This is a genomic window from Streptococcus sp. HMSC074B11 (genome assembly GCF_001808705.1).
Lineage (GTDB): Bacteria > Bacillota > Bacilli > Lactobacillales > Streptococcaceae > Streptococcus.
The window spans coordinates 48,458-62,569 of record NZ_KV794302.1 but is presented as its reverse complement, the minus strand read 5'-3'; the positions used below and the strand labels follow the sequence as shown (position 1 = coordinate 62,569).

16 protein-coding genes are annotated in these 14,112 nt (G+C 40.2%); all 16 read left to right on the top strand.

Features of this window, described 5'->3' with window-relative positions:
- Positions 1 to 18 precede the first annotated feature (18 nt).
- The 16 genes from HMPREF2619_RS09040 (at position 19) to HMPREF2619_RS08970 (ending at position 13,995) form a co-directional block, all read left to right on the top strand.
- Positions 19 to 228 (top strand): DNA-binding protein, encoded by a 210-nt coding sequence (locus HMPREF2619_RS09040; RefSeq protein WP_070460826.1) that lies wholly within the window; start codon positions 19 to 21, stop codon positions 226 to 228.
- A 62-nt stretch (positions 229 to 290) separates the two neighbouring features.
- Positions 291 to 1,430, top strand: coding sequence for a tyrosine-type recombinase/integrase (locus tag HMPREF2619_RS09035; protein ID WP_070460824.1), 1,140 nt, complete (start codon positions 291 to 293; stop codon positions 1,428 to 1,430).
- A gap of 139 nt (positions 1,431 to 1,569) precedes the next feature.
- Positions 1,570 to 2,343, top strand: a complete 774-nt coding sequence (locus tag HMPREF2619_RS09030) for a TatD family hydrolase (RefSeq protein ID WP_070460873.1) — start codon at positions 1,570 to 1,572, stop codon at positions 2,341 to 2,343.
- The gene (rnmV, locus tag HMPREF2619_RS09025; protein ID WP_070460822.1) at positions 2,340 to 2,900 is read left to right on the top strand and encodes a ribonuclease M5; all 561 of its coding nucleotides are present in this window, start codon (positions 2,340 to 2,342) and stop codon (positions 2,898 to 2,900) included. Before HMPREF2619_RS09030 ends, rnmV begins: the two co-directional genes overlap by 4 nt.
- Before the next feature lie 74 nt (positions 2,901 to 2,974).
- The gene (locus HMPREF2619_RS09020; protein ID WP_070460819.1) at positions 2,975 to 3,874 is read left to right on the top strand and encodes a helix-turn-helix transcriptional regulator; all 900 of its coding nucleotides are present in this window, start codon (positions 2,975 to 2,977) and stop codon (positions 3,872 to 3,874) included.
- A 267-nt stretch (positions 3,875 to 4,141) separates the two neighbouring features.
- Entirely contained in the window at positions 4,142 to 6,172 is a 2,031-nt protein-coding gene (locus tag HMPREF2619_RS09015; RefSeq protein ID WP_070460817.1) for a bacteriocin-associated integral membrane family protein, read from the top strand.
- A gap of 1 nt (position 6,173) precedes the next feature.
- The gene (locus HMPREF2619_RS09010) at positions 6,174 to 6,815 is read left to right on the top strand and encodes an ABC transporter ATP-binding protein (RefSeq protein WP_070460815.1); all 642 of its coding nucleotides are present in this window, start codon (positions 6,174 to 6,176) and stop codon (positions 6,813 to 6,815) included.
- Positions 6,808 to 6,987 carry a hypothetical protein gene (locus HMPREF2619_RS11825; protein WP_083279641.1) on the top strand — a complete coding sequence of 60 codons (180 nt, stop codon included), beginning with the start codon at positions 6,808 to 6,810 and terminating at the stop codon, positions 6,985 to 6,987. The genes HMPREF2619_RS09010 and HMPREF2619_RS11825 overlap by 8 nt, the downstream gene beginning before the upstream one ends.
- On the top strand, positions 6,984 to 7,115 hold the full coding sequence (locus tag HMPREF2619_RS11820; protein ID WP_398578185.1) for a hypothetical protein: 132 nt from the start codon (positions 6,984 to 6,986) through the stop codon (positions 7,113 to 7,115). Before HMPREF2619_RS11825 ends, HMPREF2619_RS11820 begins: the two co-directional genes overlap by 4 nt.
- A gap of 224 nt (positions 7,116 to 7,339) precedes the next feature.
- The gene (locus tag HMPREF2619_RS09000; RefSeq protein ID WP_070460813.1) at positions 7,340 to 8,731 is read left to right on the top strand and encodes an SseB family protein; all 1,392 of its coding nucleotides are present in this window, start codon (positions 7,340 to 7,342) and stop codon (positions 8,729 to 8,731) included.
- A 30-nt stretch (positions 8,732 to 8,761) separates the two neighbouring features.
- Positions 8,762 to 9,634, top strand: a complete 873-nt coding sequence (gene rsmA, locus HMPREF2619_RS08995; RefSeq protein ID WP_070460811.1) for a 16S rRNA (adenine(1518)-N(6)/adenine(1519)-N(6))-dimethyltransferase RsmA — start codon at positions 8,762 to 8,764, stop codon at positions 9,632 to 9,634.
- Between the two features lies 1 nt (position 9,635).
- Entirely contained in the window at positions 9,636 to 10,514 is an 879-nt protein-coding gene (gene rsgA, locus HMPREF2619_RS08990) for a ribosome small subunit-dependent GTPase A (RefSeq protein WP_070460871.1), read from the top strand.
- 10 nt (positions 10,515 to 10,524) lie between these two features.
- Positions 10,525 to 11,181, top strand: a complete 657-nt coding sequence (rpe, locus tag HMPREF2619_RS08985; protein WP_070460809.1) for a ribulose-phosphate 3-epimerase — start codon at positions 10,525 to 10,527, stop codon at positions 11,179 to 11,181.
- Positions 11,144 to 11,806: a thiamine diphosphokinase gene (locus HMPREF2619_RS08980; protein WP_049502934.1), complete on the top strand. Its 663-nt coding sequence runs from the start codon at positions 11,144 to 11,146 to the stop codon at positions 11,804 to 11,806. The genes rpe and HMPREF2619_RS08980 overlap by 38 nt, the downstream gene beginning before the upstream one ends.
- Before the next feature lies 1 nt (position 11,807).
- A complete protein-coding gene (gene rmuC, locus HMPREF2619_RS08975; RefSeq protein WP_070460806.1) occupies positions 11,808 to 13,064 on the top strand; it encodes a DNA recombination protein RmuC in 1,257 nt (418 codons plus the stop codon).
- Positions 13,054 to 13,995 carry a 3'-5' exoribonuclease YhaM family protein gene (locus HMPREF2619_RS08970; protein WP_070460804.1) on the top strand — a complete coding sequence of 314 codons (942 nt, stop codon included), beginning with the start codon at positions 13,054 to 13,056 and terminating at the stop codon, positions 13,993 to 13,995. Before rmuC ends, HMPREF2619_RS08970 begins: the two co-directional genes overlap by 11 nt.
- Positions 13,996 to 14,112: the final 117 nt, after the last annotated feature.

The window sequence follows — 14,112 nt, the reverse complement described above, 5'->3', positions numbered from 1 at the left end:
TCAAAATAGGAGAATTTTATGGAAAATATATATAAAAGCAAGAGAGGGATTACGGAATTATTTGATATTCCGCTAAAAACCTTAAATAATGATCTAACAGAGATGCGACGAAATGAAAAATTCCAAGGATACATTTTAAAGCCTTCTCATAAGAGGGTATATATAGATGTTGAAGGCTATAAGGAATTTTTGCAGTATAAACAAAAGAAATATGAGGAAGCTATGTAGTTATGTTATAATTAAGCTATGCTACATAGCTTTCCTTTGCTTTAAAAGTACAAGGAGAAAAAATGTTTTTTAAAGAATTGGATAATGGGAAATACCGTTATTATGAGAAATTCTATCATGAACGAGAGGAAAAGTGGAAACAAGTCTCTGTGACTCTAAAATCAAAATCTAGAGTTTCTCAAGCAGAAGCAAAACGTCGTTTAGCGCTAAAAATTGAAAAACTTCTAACAGCCCCTACAAAAGAGGAAGTTGAAAAGAAACAACTAGAAGAAATGGATTTCAGTCAACTATTGGAAGAATGGAAAACTATTCGTTCCAGTGAGATAAAATCTTCTAGTTATAGAAGTGAGATGAAAAGTTTAGAGCTTTTCATGGGAATAGTAGGAAATTTGAGAATATCAGATTACACCACTCAGCTAGTTCAAACATATCTAATGAATTTGAATGTTCAAAATTCAACAAGAAAAAATCGAAAAATTTACTTGAATGGTATCTTTGATTATGCTGTAAAGGTCGGATATATTTCTGACTCACCAGTTAAAGGGGTGGTAATTCCGAAGCAGAAAGCGGACTACGAGAAGTTGCAAAAAGCTAAGGCTAATTTCATTAGTAGAGAGGAACTAGGACAGGTTCTATCGTATTGTGAAAGTCACAATAAAGATAAGCGTTATGCTTTGGCAATGGAATTTATCTTTTTAACTGGTCTTCGTTTCGCAGAGTTTATAGGGGTTCGCTATCAAGATGTAAACTTCAAAGCGAATCTTTTAACAATTGATCATACTATAGATTATGTTGCTCATGGATATGATGAGAGAATCTTACAGACAACGAAAACAATAGGTTCTGTAAGGACGATAGTACTAAGTGAACGTTGCTTGGAAATTATCGAGTACTTTCGTAGTAACTGTTTTGATGAGGAGTTCATCTTTGTGACTGAGCAAGGTAACATTATGAGACAACCTTTGTTATATAGATTTATCAAAAATATTTGTGAAGTAGTGTTAGGTGGGCACAGATCCTATAATATTCACATGCTTAGACATTCTCATATTAGTTTGTTGGCTGAACTAGGGATACCCATAAAGGCTATTATGGAGCGAGTTGGACATAGAGATGAATCTATCACTTTAAGGATCTATAGTCATGTAACAAAAAATATACAGGATGAATTGAGAGAGAAACTTAATCAAATTCATCTGTAGATGCTAACCATAGAACTAACCAAGTACTAACCAAAGTGAATAGAAACTAGAGGAAATATAGGGAAGTATAGAAGAAAGAAATTCTTTTCTTCTGGTAGTTAAGGAATATTGAGGAAAGAGAAGGAAATATAGTTTGGATATTTTTGATACACATACCCACTTGAATGTGGAAGAGTTTTTGGGACGTGAGGAAGAAGAACTGGCTTTAGCAGCTGAAATGGGCGTAACTCGGATGAATATTGTTGGTTTTGATAAACCAACCATTGAACGTGCCTTAGAACTAGTAGATAAGTATGACCAACTCTATGCGACGATTGGTTGGCATCCAACAGAGGCAGGGACCTATTCAGAGGAAGTTGAGAATTACTTGCTAGAAAAACTAAAACATCCAAAAGTTGTTGCCTTGGGGGAGATTGGTTTGGACTATCACTGGATGACAGCCCCTAAAGAAGTGCAGGAGCAAGTTTTCCGTCGTCAGATCCAGCTGTCTAAGGAACTGGATTTACCTTTTGTGGTTCACACCCGTGATGCGCTTGAAGATACTTATGAGATTATTAAGAGCGAAGGAGTCGGACCTTGTGGAGGGATTATGCACTCCTTTTCAGGTTCTCTGGAGTGGGCCGAGAAGTTTGTAGATCTTGGTATGACTATTTCCTTTTCTGGAGTGGTGACCTTCAAGAAGGCGACAGATATTCAGGAAGCAGCTAAAGAGTTACCCTTGGATAAGATCTTGGTAGAAACGGATGCACCTTATTTAGCCCCAGTACCCAAGCGTGGGCGTGAGAATAAGACAGCTTACACGCGCTATGTAGTAGACTTTATTGCGGACTTGCGTGGTATGACAACAGAAGATTTGGCAGCTGTGACAAGTGCCAATGCAGAAGGCATCTTTGGATTGGAACGTAAATCATGAAAGAGAAAATTTCCCAAGTCATCGTAGTTGAAGGACGCGATGATACGGCTAATTTAAAACGCTACTTTGATGTTGAAACCTATGAGACTCGTGGTTCTGCTATCAATGAGCAGGACCTTGAGCGTATCCAACGTCTACACCAACGTCATGGGGTGATTGTTTTTACAGACCCTGACTATAATGGGGAGCGAATCCGTCGCATGATTATGACGACCATTCCGACAGTTCAGCACGCTTTTCTCAAACGTGATGAGGCAGTACCTAAGTCCAAGACCAAGGGACGTTCTCTGGGAATCGAGCATGCCAGTTACGAAGACTTGAAGACAGCACTAGAACAAGTAACTGAGCAGTTTGAAGTAGAAAGTGACTTTGATATTAGCCGTAGTGACTTGATTCGTCTTGGTTTTCTAGCCGGGGCAGATAGCCGAAAACGCAGAGAATATCTAGGAGATAGCCTTCGTATCGGTTATTCCAATGGGAAACAACTCCTTAAACGTTTGGAATTATTTGGCATTAGCTTGGCAGAAGTTGAAGATGTTATGAAATCTTATGAGTAGGTGTGAGTGTAGCCTGTAAAATCACTCGATTTTCAAAGTGTTTTTTTCGAATAAGGTATAAGAGGAGGTGTAGAATGTCAATTGGTCACAGAATTAAAGAAATTCGACTAGAGAAAGGGATTAGCCGTCCAGATTTCTGTGGAGATGAGCAAGAACTGACGGTTCGTCAACTATCGCGAATCGAAAGTGGCGCTTCACAACCAAGTCTTCCTAAGCTAGACTATATTGCACGCCGTTTAGGAGTTCCGGCTTATAGTCTTATGCCAGATTTCACAGCCCTTCCCTCTGGTTACTTAGAGCTGAAATACCAGATTTTACGTGAACCAATCTATGGTAAAGAAGAGGAGTATGATAAGAAGGAAGCTTGCTTGGAAGAAATTTATAAAACATATTTTGATAAGCTTCCTAAAGAAGAACAGCTGGCATGTGAAGTACTACAGGCAAGTTTGGATACCTCTAGAACTAGGAGACCTGAATATGCTGAATTGATACTTGAGGAAAATATGCATGAAATTACAGAAAAAGAGGCTTATTCAGTAAACGATATTTTATTGATTCGTTTGTTTTTCTATCAAATGCTTATTAGAAAAGATCTTGCTAAATTTGTGAATCAAATTGAGAAAATTATGTCACTTCTTGCAAAGCAGAAGGAAATAACTCGATTGGAAAATTTTTTTATAATAAGAGATACCCTTATCGCAGGGATGTGTTGTCTTGAAAAGGTAGAATTGACTGATTGTTTTAATGACTACTTGTCCTGCTTACAGGAAATAATGGATAGAACTCAAGATTATCAAAAGAAACCTCTTGTGTTTATGTTTTTGTGGAAACAAGCATTAAGAGAAAAAAGAGATTTTAGTTTAGCTGAGTCATTTTATCAGTCTTCTAAAACCTTTTCTCATTTAATTGGTAAGGATTTTTTGGTAAAAAAATTAACAGAAGAGTGGCAGGAAGATGTTAAAAAATATTTATAAAAATAGTGGAATAACGACAAAAATGTCCCTGTTTTAATCTTGAATCAGTTCTAAAGTTCGTCTTTAGAGCTGTTTTTTTAGATATAAGCTAAAAATGACAAGAGATGGTTAGATTTTAAGGACATTGATGTCATTGATAGTGGTAGAAAAAAAGATTATAATATACTTGAAGATATGGTAGAGGAAAGAATTGAATCAGTATCTTAGCATAACAGTGACTGTGGGCACCTTCACACTAAGTGACCAAGTAACTTTTTGGAGGAAATGATGAAACGACTGTTTATTTTTATATCAACAATTTTGCTGTCGCTTTATATGGTGATGAATTTAGTTGATAAGCAAGAAGAGATTTTGTTTGGAGATTATCCTACTGTAGATGTACTAGGTACTGCTGTAGATCAGCCGGTAGCTAGTCGTGAAACAGTGACAGAAACTTTAACAAAACTAGCAAAAGAACAGGATAGTCTCATCGCACGACGGATTGTGGAGCCAAATGAGGCTGGAGAGACTCGTTTTTCCTATGCTACTTATGGAGAAGGTGAACTCCCAACAGGTTTGACCATTTCCTCCAAGGAGAGTGCTGAAACCAGTGATTTATCAGGTTCTTACTTGATTGTGTCAGGGAGTTTGGATGGAGTAAGTTTACAGACCACCCTGAAAGAACTTGGTTATAATGGTTTTGTCTCGAAAAGAACAGAGTCATTTTCAATGGTCCTTCTCTTGGCGACCACCCCTATGGGCTTACTAAGTCTAGCTGTTTTTCTACTAACCTTTATGAGCCTGGCCTTGATTTATAGAATTAAATCCCTTCGTCAGGCAGGTATTCGCTTGATTTCTGGAGAAAGTTTGCTTGGGGTAACTCTTAGGCCTGTTATAGAGGATTTGCGAGAAATTTTCTTATCAATGTTATTTTCTAGTCTGTTGGGCTTGGGAATATTGTGGTATCAGGCTGCTGTATTTATAGTGACCGTGCAGATTTTGTTGCTCAGTTTACTATTTTATGGGTTAACCTTAGTGGGAATTTCAGTCTTGTTGAGTATTGTCTATCTATTAGGGTTACATGAAAATGGTTTAATAGACTTACTTAAAGGGAAGCTCCCTCTTAAACGCATGTTGAGTCTGATGATGCTAGGTCAATTACTAGCAGTGTTAGTGGTGAGTAGCAGTGCAGCTAGTCTTCTACCCTACTATCATGAAATGAGGGAGATGGAGAGAGCTAGCGACAAGTGGGAGCAATCGACTGACCGTTACCGCTTATCCTTTGGTTTGGCTGGTACTTTGACAGATGAAGAGGGAAGTAGAAAGGCAAACAGAGCTTGGCAGGAATTTATTCAGAATCGTTTGGATCAAACCAATTCTTTTTACATCACAAGCAATGTTGATAATTTTCCAAACGGAGCAGATATGGATACAGATGGTCATCGCCTCAGTGATTATACCCCAAATGGGAATGCCATCTATGTCTCTCCTCGTTATCTAACAGAAGAAAAGATTACTGTTTCTTCAGAGTTTATGGACAAGATGCAAAACCTGTCCGAGGGAGAGTTTGGGCTGATCTTACCTGAGAGTTTGCGAGAGCAGTCTTCCTACTACCAAGGATTATTTACAGATTACTTGCAAAGCTTTTCGTCTGAAGGCGTAGAAGCGACGAGTCAGAAACACTATGTTCCACAGTTAACGCTAGCTTTTACAGAGAAAGGACAGGAACGCTTTCTCTATAACGATGGATACAAGACAACTCGTCAATACCTAAAAGATCCTATAATTGTAGTCCTAACACCGCAAGCGACTGGAACAAGACCTGTTGCAGGGATGTTATGGGGGACGACAGCTAACAGTGCCTTGAAATTAGATCAATATCAAGACAGCATCATAGCTCTAAAAGAGCAAGGTATGTATCACAAGGTCTCTTACTTGGTAAAAAGCCAACTATTTTTTGCCAAGGTACTAAATGACAAACGGATGGAGTTTTACTCTCTCCTTATTGGGACGATTTTGACCCTGTCGACGGCTATTTTGTTATTTGATTCCATGAATCTTCTCTATTTTGAGCAGTTCAGACGGGAGATCATGATCAAACGTCTCTCTGGTATGACAATCCATGAGCTTCATGGTAAGTACTTACTGGGGCAAGTAGGAGTTCTATTGCTTGGTCTAATCCTATCTAGTATTTTGACGAGAGATGGCTTGATTAGCGCTCTAGTTGTAGCTTTGTTTGCTCTTAATGCCCTCTTGATTTTAGTAAGACAGGATAAAAAAGAAGAAGCTGGTAGTATGGCCGTATTGAAAGGAAAATAAGATGATTGACATTCAAGGATTAGAAAAGAAATTTAATGACAGAGCGATTTTTTCTGATTTGAATCTTAAACTGGAGAAGGGAAAGGTTTATGCCTTAATCGGAAAGAGTGGGAGTGGAAAAACAACTCTACTTAATATCTTAGGAAAATTAGAAAAGATAGATGGAGGACGAGTTCTCTATCAGGGGAAAGATTTAAAAACCATTCCCACTCGGGAGTATTTTCGAGATCAGATGGGTTATCTCTTTCAAAATTTTGGCCTCTTAGAAAATCAATCCATCAAAGAAAACTTGGATTTGGGTTTTGTTGGGCAAAAAATCTCAAAAGCAGAACGTTTGGAAAGGCAAGTGGAAGCTTTAGAGAAGGTTAATCTAGGGTATTTGGATTTAGAACAAAAAATTTATACTTTATCAGGGGGAGAGGCTCAGCGAGTTGCTCTTGCTAAGACTATTTTGAAAAATCCACCCTTGATTTTGGCAGATGAACCAACAGCAGCCCTTGATCCTGAAAATTCAGAGGAGGTTATGAATCTCTTGGTGAATTTGAAAGATGAAAATCGCATCATCATCATTGCGACCCATAATCCCCTAGTTTGGAATAAGGCAGATGAAATTATTGATATGAGGGAGCTTGCTCATGTGTGAAAAAATCCGTATTCGTAGAGTTTCTGATTATCCAAGTATCAGAGGTGGTTTAGAAGATCTCCTTATCATGGAAAACATGACCAATCATCTCCTTTTAGTTCAAATCCGAGTAAATGGGTATTTGCTTGATTTGCTAGTATTGAAGAGCAAAGGCAAAAACACTATCGCTTGAGAAATTTACCTCAAACGATTAAACTGACAGTGGATGAAGTGGAGGAGGACGTAGATTTAACCCTACCTGAAAATCGAAGCTATAAAGAAGCTGATTTTTTTGAACGTATGTTTCAGGAGAATCAGTAAGTCAGCATTTAAAGATTGCCAAGCACTATCTTCCTTCATGAGGGAAGATAGTTTTTTAGTGTGATTTTCACCCCAAAATACCAAGGGAATATGATACAATAGAATTAATCATATGCTGGTTAACAGGAGATAAAATGCTACTTAACGGTAAAACTTAGACAAGAGTATTGACAACATCATTTCTTGTCTCAACTGCTAAGGAGTAGTAACAACAAGGAGAAAAAATGGGAATCTTTGACTATTTGAAAAAGACTGAAGCGGAAGAAGAGTCTAAAAACAATGCATGTGTGGGAGTTTTGGACTTTCTCCCAATGAAGGAAACGAATCAATTATTGATCGTTGGGAGTTTAGAAGGGACTCTCAAGGTTGGGGATCAGTTGCAGTTTTGTAATCCTGACCAAGGAATGGAGGCTCTTGGTACTGTAGAAGTCCAAAAACTCAGCAGTCAAAATAAAGATGCAGATAGTCTTACTGATGAAGTTCTCGCGCATCTAGTGGTTGATAGGATTCCTTCCTTGGATAAACTGAAAAAAGGAAGTGTGCTCTTTAGTTCAGGTGTTGAGGAAGAACAAAAATTATCTAGCTATTCAGATGCTCTTTATCGTGCTTTTGTAGCCATCCAAGAGGGTCAGTTAACAAATGAGGATTATTTGGCAGCTAGCCTTGATGATAGCGTAGAGATTTTACGTCTCTTTTTATGGAAATGCCGTCAAAATCAGGAAACTGAAAGTGAAGAAAGCTATCAAGCCAACACTCGCAAATTGGAACGTCTAGCGGAAATCGTCAAGGACAAGTTGTTAGTAGCAGATTCTGTTTATGCAGTGTATTCGGAAAAAACAGGCGAACCCTATCTTTTCTCAACAACCTATGACAGGGGAGAAGAGGGCTATCTGTGTACAGATCCTATGATTATGCTTTTGACCCCATCTTGGTATCGCCAATTCAAGGAAACCATTGATAGTCGACCAAACTCAGTCGTAAAATTGATTGAAAATACGGAAGATAAAAAAGGGATTGAGAATTTCCTTGGGACAGCCTTTTACTTAAACGGTGCCATGGGAGCTATCTTTAATTCTAAGGAAGTTAGTATCAGCGCCTCTGCCTTGGTTCAAAAACCAGATTTTTCTAATTTGCCAGAAATACAAGTTCCTGTCATGAATCCTGACCTGGTAAGATGGATGCTCTTGATGGGGCAGATGGACCAACCGACTACAGAAGAGCAAGAACTAGTTTATGGACTTTACTACAAGTTCTTCTCTATGGCTATGCCTAAGGCAAAATTCTTGCTTCCATTAGATGTAACATCAGGATTCCCAGAGGATAATTCAGAAGAGAATTCCTTTGTCTTGAAAAAAGATTCCAGTTTTAACATTCCAGTCAAAGAAGGAAAAAATGGCAGAAATTCTGTTCCAGTATTTACTGATTGGAAACGCCTACGAATGGTCTTTGATGAAAAATGGAATGGCATGATTGAAGAAGCTGGAGGCATGATTGAAGGCTTTGACTATGCCATAAACCCAACTGAATACTACGAGGCGGGTGCTTATGTTAGTCTAACAGCTTTCAAAGAAATGCAAGAGCTTAGTGAGAAGCAAAGAGGAAGAACTCAAGAGTAGAAAGTTCTTTAATACTAGAAAAGAGAATAAATGAGAATTGCAGATTATAGCGTGACCAAGGCAGTGCTGGAGCGTCACGGTTTTACCTTTAAAAAGTCCTTTGGGCAAAATTTTTTGACGGATACCAATATCCTTCAAAAAATTGTGAATACGGCTGAGATTGATGATCAGGTCAATGTCATTGAGATTGGGCCAGGGATTGGTGCTTTGACGGAATTTTTGGCTGAGCGTGCAGCTGAAGTCATGGCCTTTGAGATTGATTACCGTTTGGTGCCAATCCTAGCAGATACCTTGCGTGATTTTGACAATGTGACCGTAGTCAACGAGGATATTCTCAAGGTTGATTTGGCGCAGCATATCCAGAATTTCAAAAATCCTGATTTACCAATCAAGGTAGTAGCAAACTTGCCTTACTATATCACAACCCCTATTCTCATGCACTTGATTGAAAGTGGTATTCCTTTTAGTGAGTTTGTGGTCATGATGCAAAAAGAAGTGGCGGATCGTATCTCTGCTCAACCAAATACCAAGGCTTATGGTAGCTTGTCCATTGCAGTTCAGTATTATATGACGGCCAAAGTTGCCTTTATCGTGCCTCGTACGGTCTTTGTGCCAGCGCCCAACGTGGACTCAGCTATCCTGAAAATGGTGCGTCGTCCAGAACCGGCGGTTGCGGTCGAAGATGAGAACTTCTTCTTTAAGGTTTCCAAGGCTAGTTTCACTTATCGTCGCAAGACCTTGTGGAACAACTTGACTGGTTACTTTGGGAAAACTGAGGAAATCAAGGACAAGCTGACCAAGGCTTTGGACCAGGCAGGCTTGTCACCAAGTGTACGTGGTGAAGCTCTTGGCTTAGAAGAATTTGCTAGCCTTTCAGATGCACTTAAAGGACAAGGACTCTAAGATGCAGGGACAAATCATTAAAGCCTTGGCCGGCTTCTACTATGTGGAAAGTGATGGTCAAGTTTATCAAACACGCGCGCGTGGGAATTTCCGTAAAAAAGGTCACACGCCTTACGTTGGAGACTGGGTAGAATTTTCTGCAGAGGAGAACTCAGAAGGCTATATATTGGAAATTCATGAACGAAAAAATAGTCTGGTTCGTCCGCCCATTGTCAATATTGACCAAGCAGTCGTTATCATGTCGGTCAAAGAACCTGACTTTAATAGCAATTTGCTGGATCGCTTCTTGATTCTCTTAGAACACAAGGGCATCCATCCCATCGTTTATATTTCTAAAATGGACCTCTTGTCAGATCGAGGAGAGCTGGATTTTTACGAGCAGACCTATGGTGCTATTGGTTACGACTTTGTAACCAGTAAAGAGGAGCTCTTGCCACTATTGACAAACAAGGTGACAGTCTTTATGGGGCAGACAGGTGTTGGTAAGTCAACCCTTCTTAATAAAATCGCACCTGACCTTAATCTTGAGACGGGAGAAATCTCTGATAGTCTAGGTCGAGGTCGCCATACTACTCGAGCTGTTAGTTTTTACAATCTCAATGGTGGTAAAATCGCAGACACGCCAGGATTTTCATCTCTGGATTATGAAGTGACAACAGCAGAAGACCTTAATCAGGCCTTTCCAGAAATTGCCTCTGTTAGCCGAGACTGTAAGTTCCGTACTTGTACTCATACTCATGAGCCATCTTGCGCAGTCAAACCAGCAGTTGAAGAGGGTATCATTGCGACCTTCCGTTTTGACAACTACTTGCAATTCCTAAGTGAAATTGAAAATCGCAGAGAAACCTATAAAAAAGTCAGCAAAAAAATTCCAAAATAAGGAGAAACCTATGTCTCAATACAAGATTGCTCCGTCAATTCTGGCAGCAGATTATGCCAACTTTGAACGTGAAATCAAACGCCTAGAAGCAACTGGGGCAGAATATGCCCATATCGATATCATGGATGGTCACTTTGTACCACAAATCAGCTTTGGTGCAGGTGTGGTCGAAAGCCTTCGCCCTCATAGCAAGATGGTTTTTGATTGCCACTTGATGGTCTCTAATCCTGAACATCATTTAGAAGACTTTGCGCGTGCAGGGGCAGACATCATCAGCATTCATGTAGAGGCAACACCTCATATCCATGGTGCCCTCCAAAAAATTCGTTCTCTAGGTGTCAAGCCATCGGTTGTTATCAATCCTGGAACACCAGTTGAAGCGATTAAGCATGTCCTTCATCTAGTTGATCAAGTTTTGGTCATGACGGTGAATCCTGGATTTGGTGGGCAAGCCTTTCTACCTGAAACCATGGATAAGATTCGTGAGCTAGTTCTCCTTCGTGAGGAAAAAGGCTTGAACTTTGAGATTGAAGTGGATGGCGGGATTGATGACAAAACGATTGCTCTAGCCAAAGAAGCTGGCGCTACAGTTTTTGTAGCGGGATCTTATGTCTTTAAGGGAGATGTCAATGAACGAGTGCAAGCTCTCCGAAAACAACTGGACTAAAGTTGCAGTTTTTGCAGGGGGAGATCGCGGTCACTACCGGACAGATTTTGACTGTTTTGTCGGTGTGGATCGAGGCTCACTCTGGGTATTGGAAGAAGAACTTCCTCTTGCTTTAGCAGTTGGAGATTTTGATTCTGTGACTGTAGAAGAACGTCAGTTGATTCAAGAACATGCCCAGCATTTTGTCCAAGCTCAGCCAGAGAAGGATGATACCGATCTGGAACTAGCACTGTTAACGATTTTTGAAAAAAATCCTCAGGCTCAGGTGACCATTTTTGGCGCCCTAGGTGGTCGCATCGACCATATGCTGGCCAATGTCTTTCTGCCTAGCAATCTTAAATTGGCGCCCTATATGCGTCAAATAGAGATTGAGGATGGGCAAAACTTGATTACTTATTGTCCAGAAGGGACCAGTCAACTTGAACCACGTTCGAACTATGATTATCTGGCCTTTATGCCGGTTCGGGATAGTCAGTTGACCATTCTTGGTGCCAAGTATGAGTTGACAGAGGAAAATTTTTTCTTTAAGAAAGTTTATGCTTCTAACGAATATATAGATAGGGAAGTTTTGGTGACTTGCCCAGATGGCTATGTGGTTGTCTTGCATAGCAAAGACAGGAGGTAGGATGGAAAGTTTACTTGTTGTTTTATTAGTTGCTAATCTAGCCGGCCTCTTTCTTATTTGGCAAAGGCAGGACAAGCAGGAGAAATATCTGACCAAGAGTTTGGAGGATCAGGCAGATCATTTGTCAGACCAGTTGGATTACCGCTTTGAACAGGCAAGACAAGCTAGTCAGCTTGACCAAAAAAATCTAGAAGTGGCTGTTAGCGACCGTTTGCAGGAGGTGCGAATTGAGTTGCACCAAGGCTTGACTCAACTTAGGCAGGAGATGAATGAGAATCTTCTCCAAACAAGAGATAAGACTGACCAACGCCTTCAGGCCTTGCAGGAATCCAATGAGCAACGCTTGGAACAGATGCGCCAAACGGTTGAGGAAAAGCTAGAAAAGACCTTGCAGACACGCCTCCAGGCCTCTTTTGAGACAGTTTCCAAGCAACTGGAATCTGTCAACCGAGGACTTGGAGAAATGCAGACGGTGGCGCGAGATGTCGGTGCGCTTAATAAAGTTCTTTCTGGAACTAAAACTCGAGGAATTCTAGGAGAATTACAACTGGGACAAATTATCGAAGATATCATGACACCTGCCCAGTATGAACGAGAATTTGCAACAGTTGAAAACTCTAGTGAACGTGTGGAATACGCCATCAAGTTACCTGGACAAGGTGACCAGGAATATGTCTATCTACCGATTGATTCTAAGTTTCCACTGGCAGATTATTACCGTCTGGAAGAAGCCTATGAAGCAGGTGACAAGGACGAGATTGAGCGCTGCCGTAAGTCTCTCCTAGCAAGCGTCAAGCGTTTTGCTAAGGATATTAAGAGTAAGTACCTGGCGCCACCTCGGACAACCAATTTTGGAGTCTTATTTGTTCCGACAGAAGGACTCTATTCGGAAATTGTTCGAAATCCGATTTTCTTTGATGATTTGAGACGGGAGGAGCAAATTATCGTTGCAGGTCCAAGTACCTTGTCGGCTCTTCTTAACTCTCTATCCGTTGGCTTCAAGACTCTAAACATTCAAAAAAGTGCCGACCATATCAGTAAAACCCTAGCTAGTGTCAAAACCGAATTTGGCAAGTTTGCTGGAATTCTGGTCAAGGCACAAAAACATCTCCAACATGCCTCTGGCAATATTGATGATTTATTAAACCGTCGTACTACAGCTATCGAGCGAACGCTTCGTCACATTGAGTTATCAGAAGGTGAGCCTGCGCTTGATTTGCTCCAATTCCAAGAAGATGAGGAAGAATATGAAGATTAGTCACATGAAGAAAGATGAGCTTTTTGAAGGCTTTTACCTGATCAAGTCAGCTGACCTGAGACAGACACGTGCTGGGAAAAACTACCTAGCCTTCACCTTCCAAGATGATAGTGGAGAAATCGAAGGGAAGCTCTGGGATGCTCAACCCCACAATGTTGAAACCTTTACAGCAGGGAAAGTAGTCCACATGCAGGGACGCCGAGAAGTTTATAATAACACCCCTCAGGTTAATCAAATCACCCTTCGTCTGCCTCAACCTGGCGAACCCAATGACCCAGCGGATTTTAAGGTTAAATCTCCAGTCGATGCCAAAGAAATTCGTGAGTATATGGCGCAGATGATTTTCAAAATTGAAAATCCAATTTGGCAACGAATTGTTCGGAATCTCTACACCAAATATGACAAGGAATTCTACTCCTATCCAGCTGCTAAGACCAACCATCATGCTTTTGAAACAGGTCTTGCTTACCATACTGCCACTATGGTTCGTTTGGCAGAAGCGATAGCAGATATTTATCCTCAGCTCAATAAGAGCTTGCTCTACTCGGGGATTATGTTGCACGACCTGGCCAAGGTTATTGAGTTGACAGGTCCCGACCAGACAGAGTATACAGTAAGAGGAAACCTTATTGGTCATATTGCTTTGATTGATAGTGAAATTACCAAAGCGGTAACGGAGCTTGGCATTGATGATACCAGAGAAGAGGTTGTACTTCTTCGCCATGTTATTCTCAGTCACCATGGTCTCCTTGAGTATGGTAGTCCAGTTCGTCCTCGAGTGATGGAAGCAGAAATTATTCACATGATTGATAATTTGGATGCCAGCATGATGATGATGACAACAGCTCTGGCCCTTGTTGATGAGGGAGAAATGACCAATAAAGTCTTTGCTATGGACAATCGTTCCTTCTACAAGCCGAAATTAGACTAGAAACTAAAAAAATGAACTTTATTTAGGCAATAAAGTTCGTTTTTTTGCTTTTGTGTGATATAATGAGAAAAAGACTAATACTCTTCTAAAATCAAATTCAAACCACGTCAGCTTTGC

Excerpts from the sequence above, each read along its gene's own strand:
- HMPREF2619_RS08970 (WP_070460804.1), top strand. The coding sequence starts at position 13,054 with ATGAAGATTAGTCACATGAAGAAAGATGAGCTTTTTGAAGGCTTTTAC.
- rmuC (WP_070460806.1), top strand. The coding sequence starts at position 11,808 with ATGGAAAGTTTACTTGTTGTTTTATTAGTTGCTAATCTAGCCGGCCTC.
- HMPREF2619_RS11825 (WP_083279641.1), top strand. The coding sequence starts at position 6,808 with ATGTGTGAAAAAATCCGTATTCGTAGAGTTTCTGATTATCCAAGTATC.
- HMPREF2619_RS09040 (WP_070460826.1), top strand. The coding sequence starts at position 19 with ATGGAAAATATATATAAAAGCAAGAGAGGGATTACGGAATTATTTGAT.
- rpe (WP_070460809.1), top strand. The coding sequence starts at position 10,525 with ATGTCTCAATACAAGATTGCTCCGTCAATTCTGGCAGCAGATTATGCC.
- HMPREF2619_RS09015 (WP_070460817.1), top strand. The coding sequence starts at position 4,142 with ATGAAACGACTGTTTATTTTTATATCAACAATTTTGCTGTCGCTTTAT.
- HMPREF2619_RS09035 (WP_070460824.1), top strand. The coding sequence starts at position 291 with ATGTTTTTTAAAGAATTGGATAATGGGAAATACCGTTATTATGAGAAA.
- rnmV (WP_070460822.1), top strand. The coding sequence starts at position 2,340 with ATGAAAGAGAAAATTTCCCAAGTCATCGTAGTTGAAGGACGCGATGAT.
- HMPREF2619_RS08980 (WP_049502934.1), top strand. The coding sequence starts at position 11,144 with ATGAACGAGTGCAAGCTCTCCGAAAACAACTGGACTAAAGTTGCAGTT.
- rsgA (WP_070460871.1), top strand. The coding sequence starts at position 9,636 with ATGCAGGGACAAATCATTAAAGCCTTGGCCGGCTTCTACTATGTGGAA.
- HMPREF2619_RS09020 (WP_070460819.1), top strand. The coding sequence starts at position 2,975 with ATGTCAATTGGTCACAGAATTAAAGAAATTCGACTAGAGAAAGGGATT.
- rsmA (WP_070460811.1), top strand. The coding sequence starts at position 8,762 with ATGAGAATTGCAGATTATAGCGTGACCAAGGCAGTGCTGGAGCGTCAC.
- HMPREF2619_RS09010 (WP_070460815.1), top strand. The coding sequence starts at position 6,174 with ATGATTGACATTCAAGGATTAGAAAAGAAATTTAATGACAGAGCGATT.
- HMPREF2619_RS09000 (WP_070460813.1), top strand. The coding sequence starts at position 7,340 with ATGGGAATCTTTGACTATTTGAAAAAGACTGAAGCGGAAGAAGAGTCT.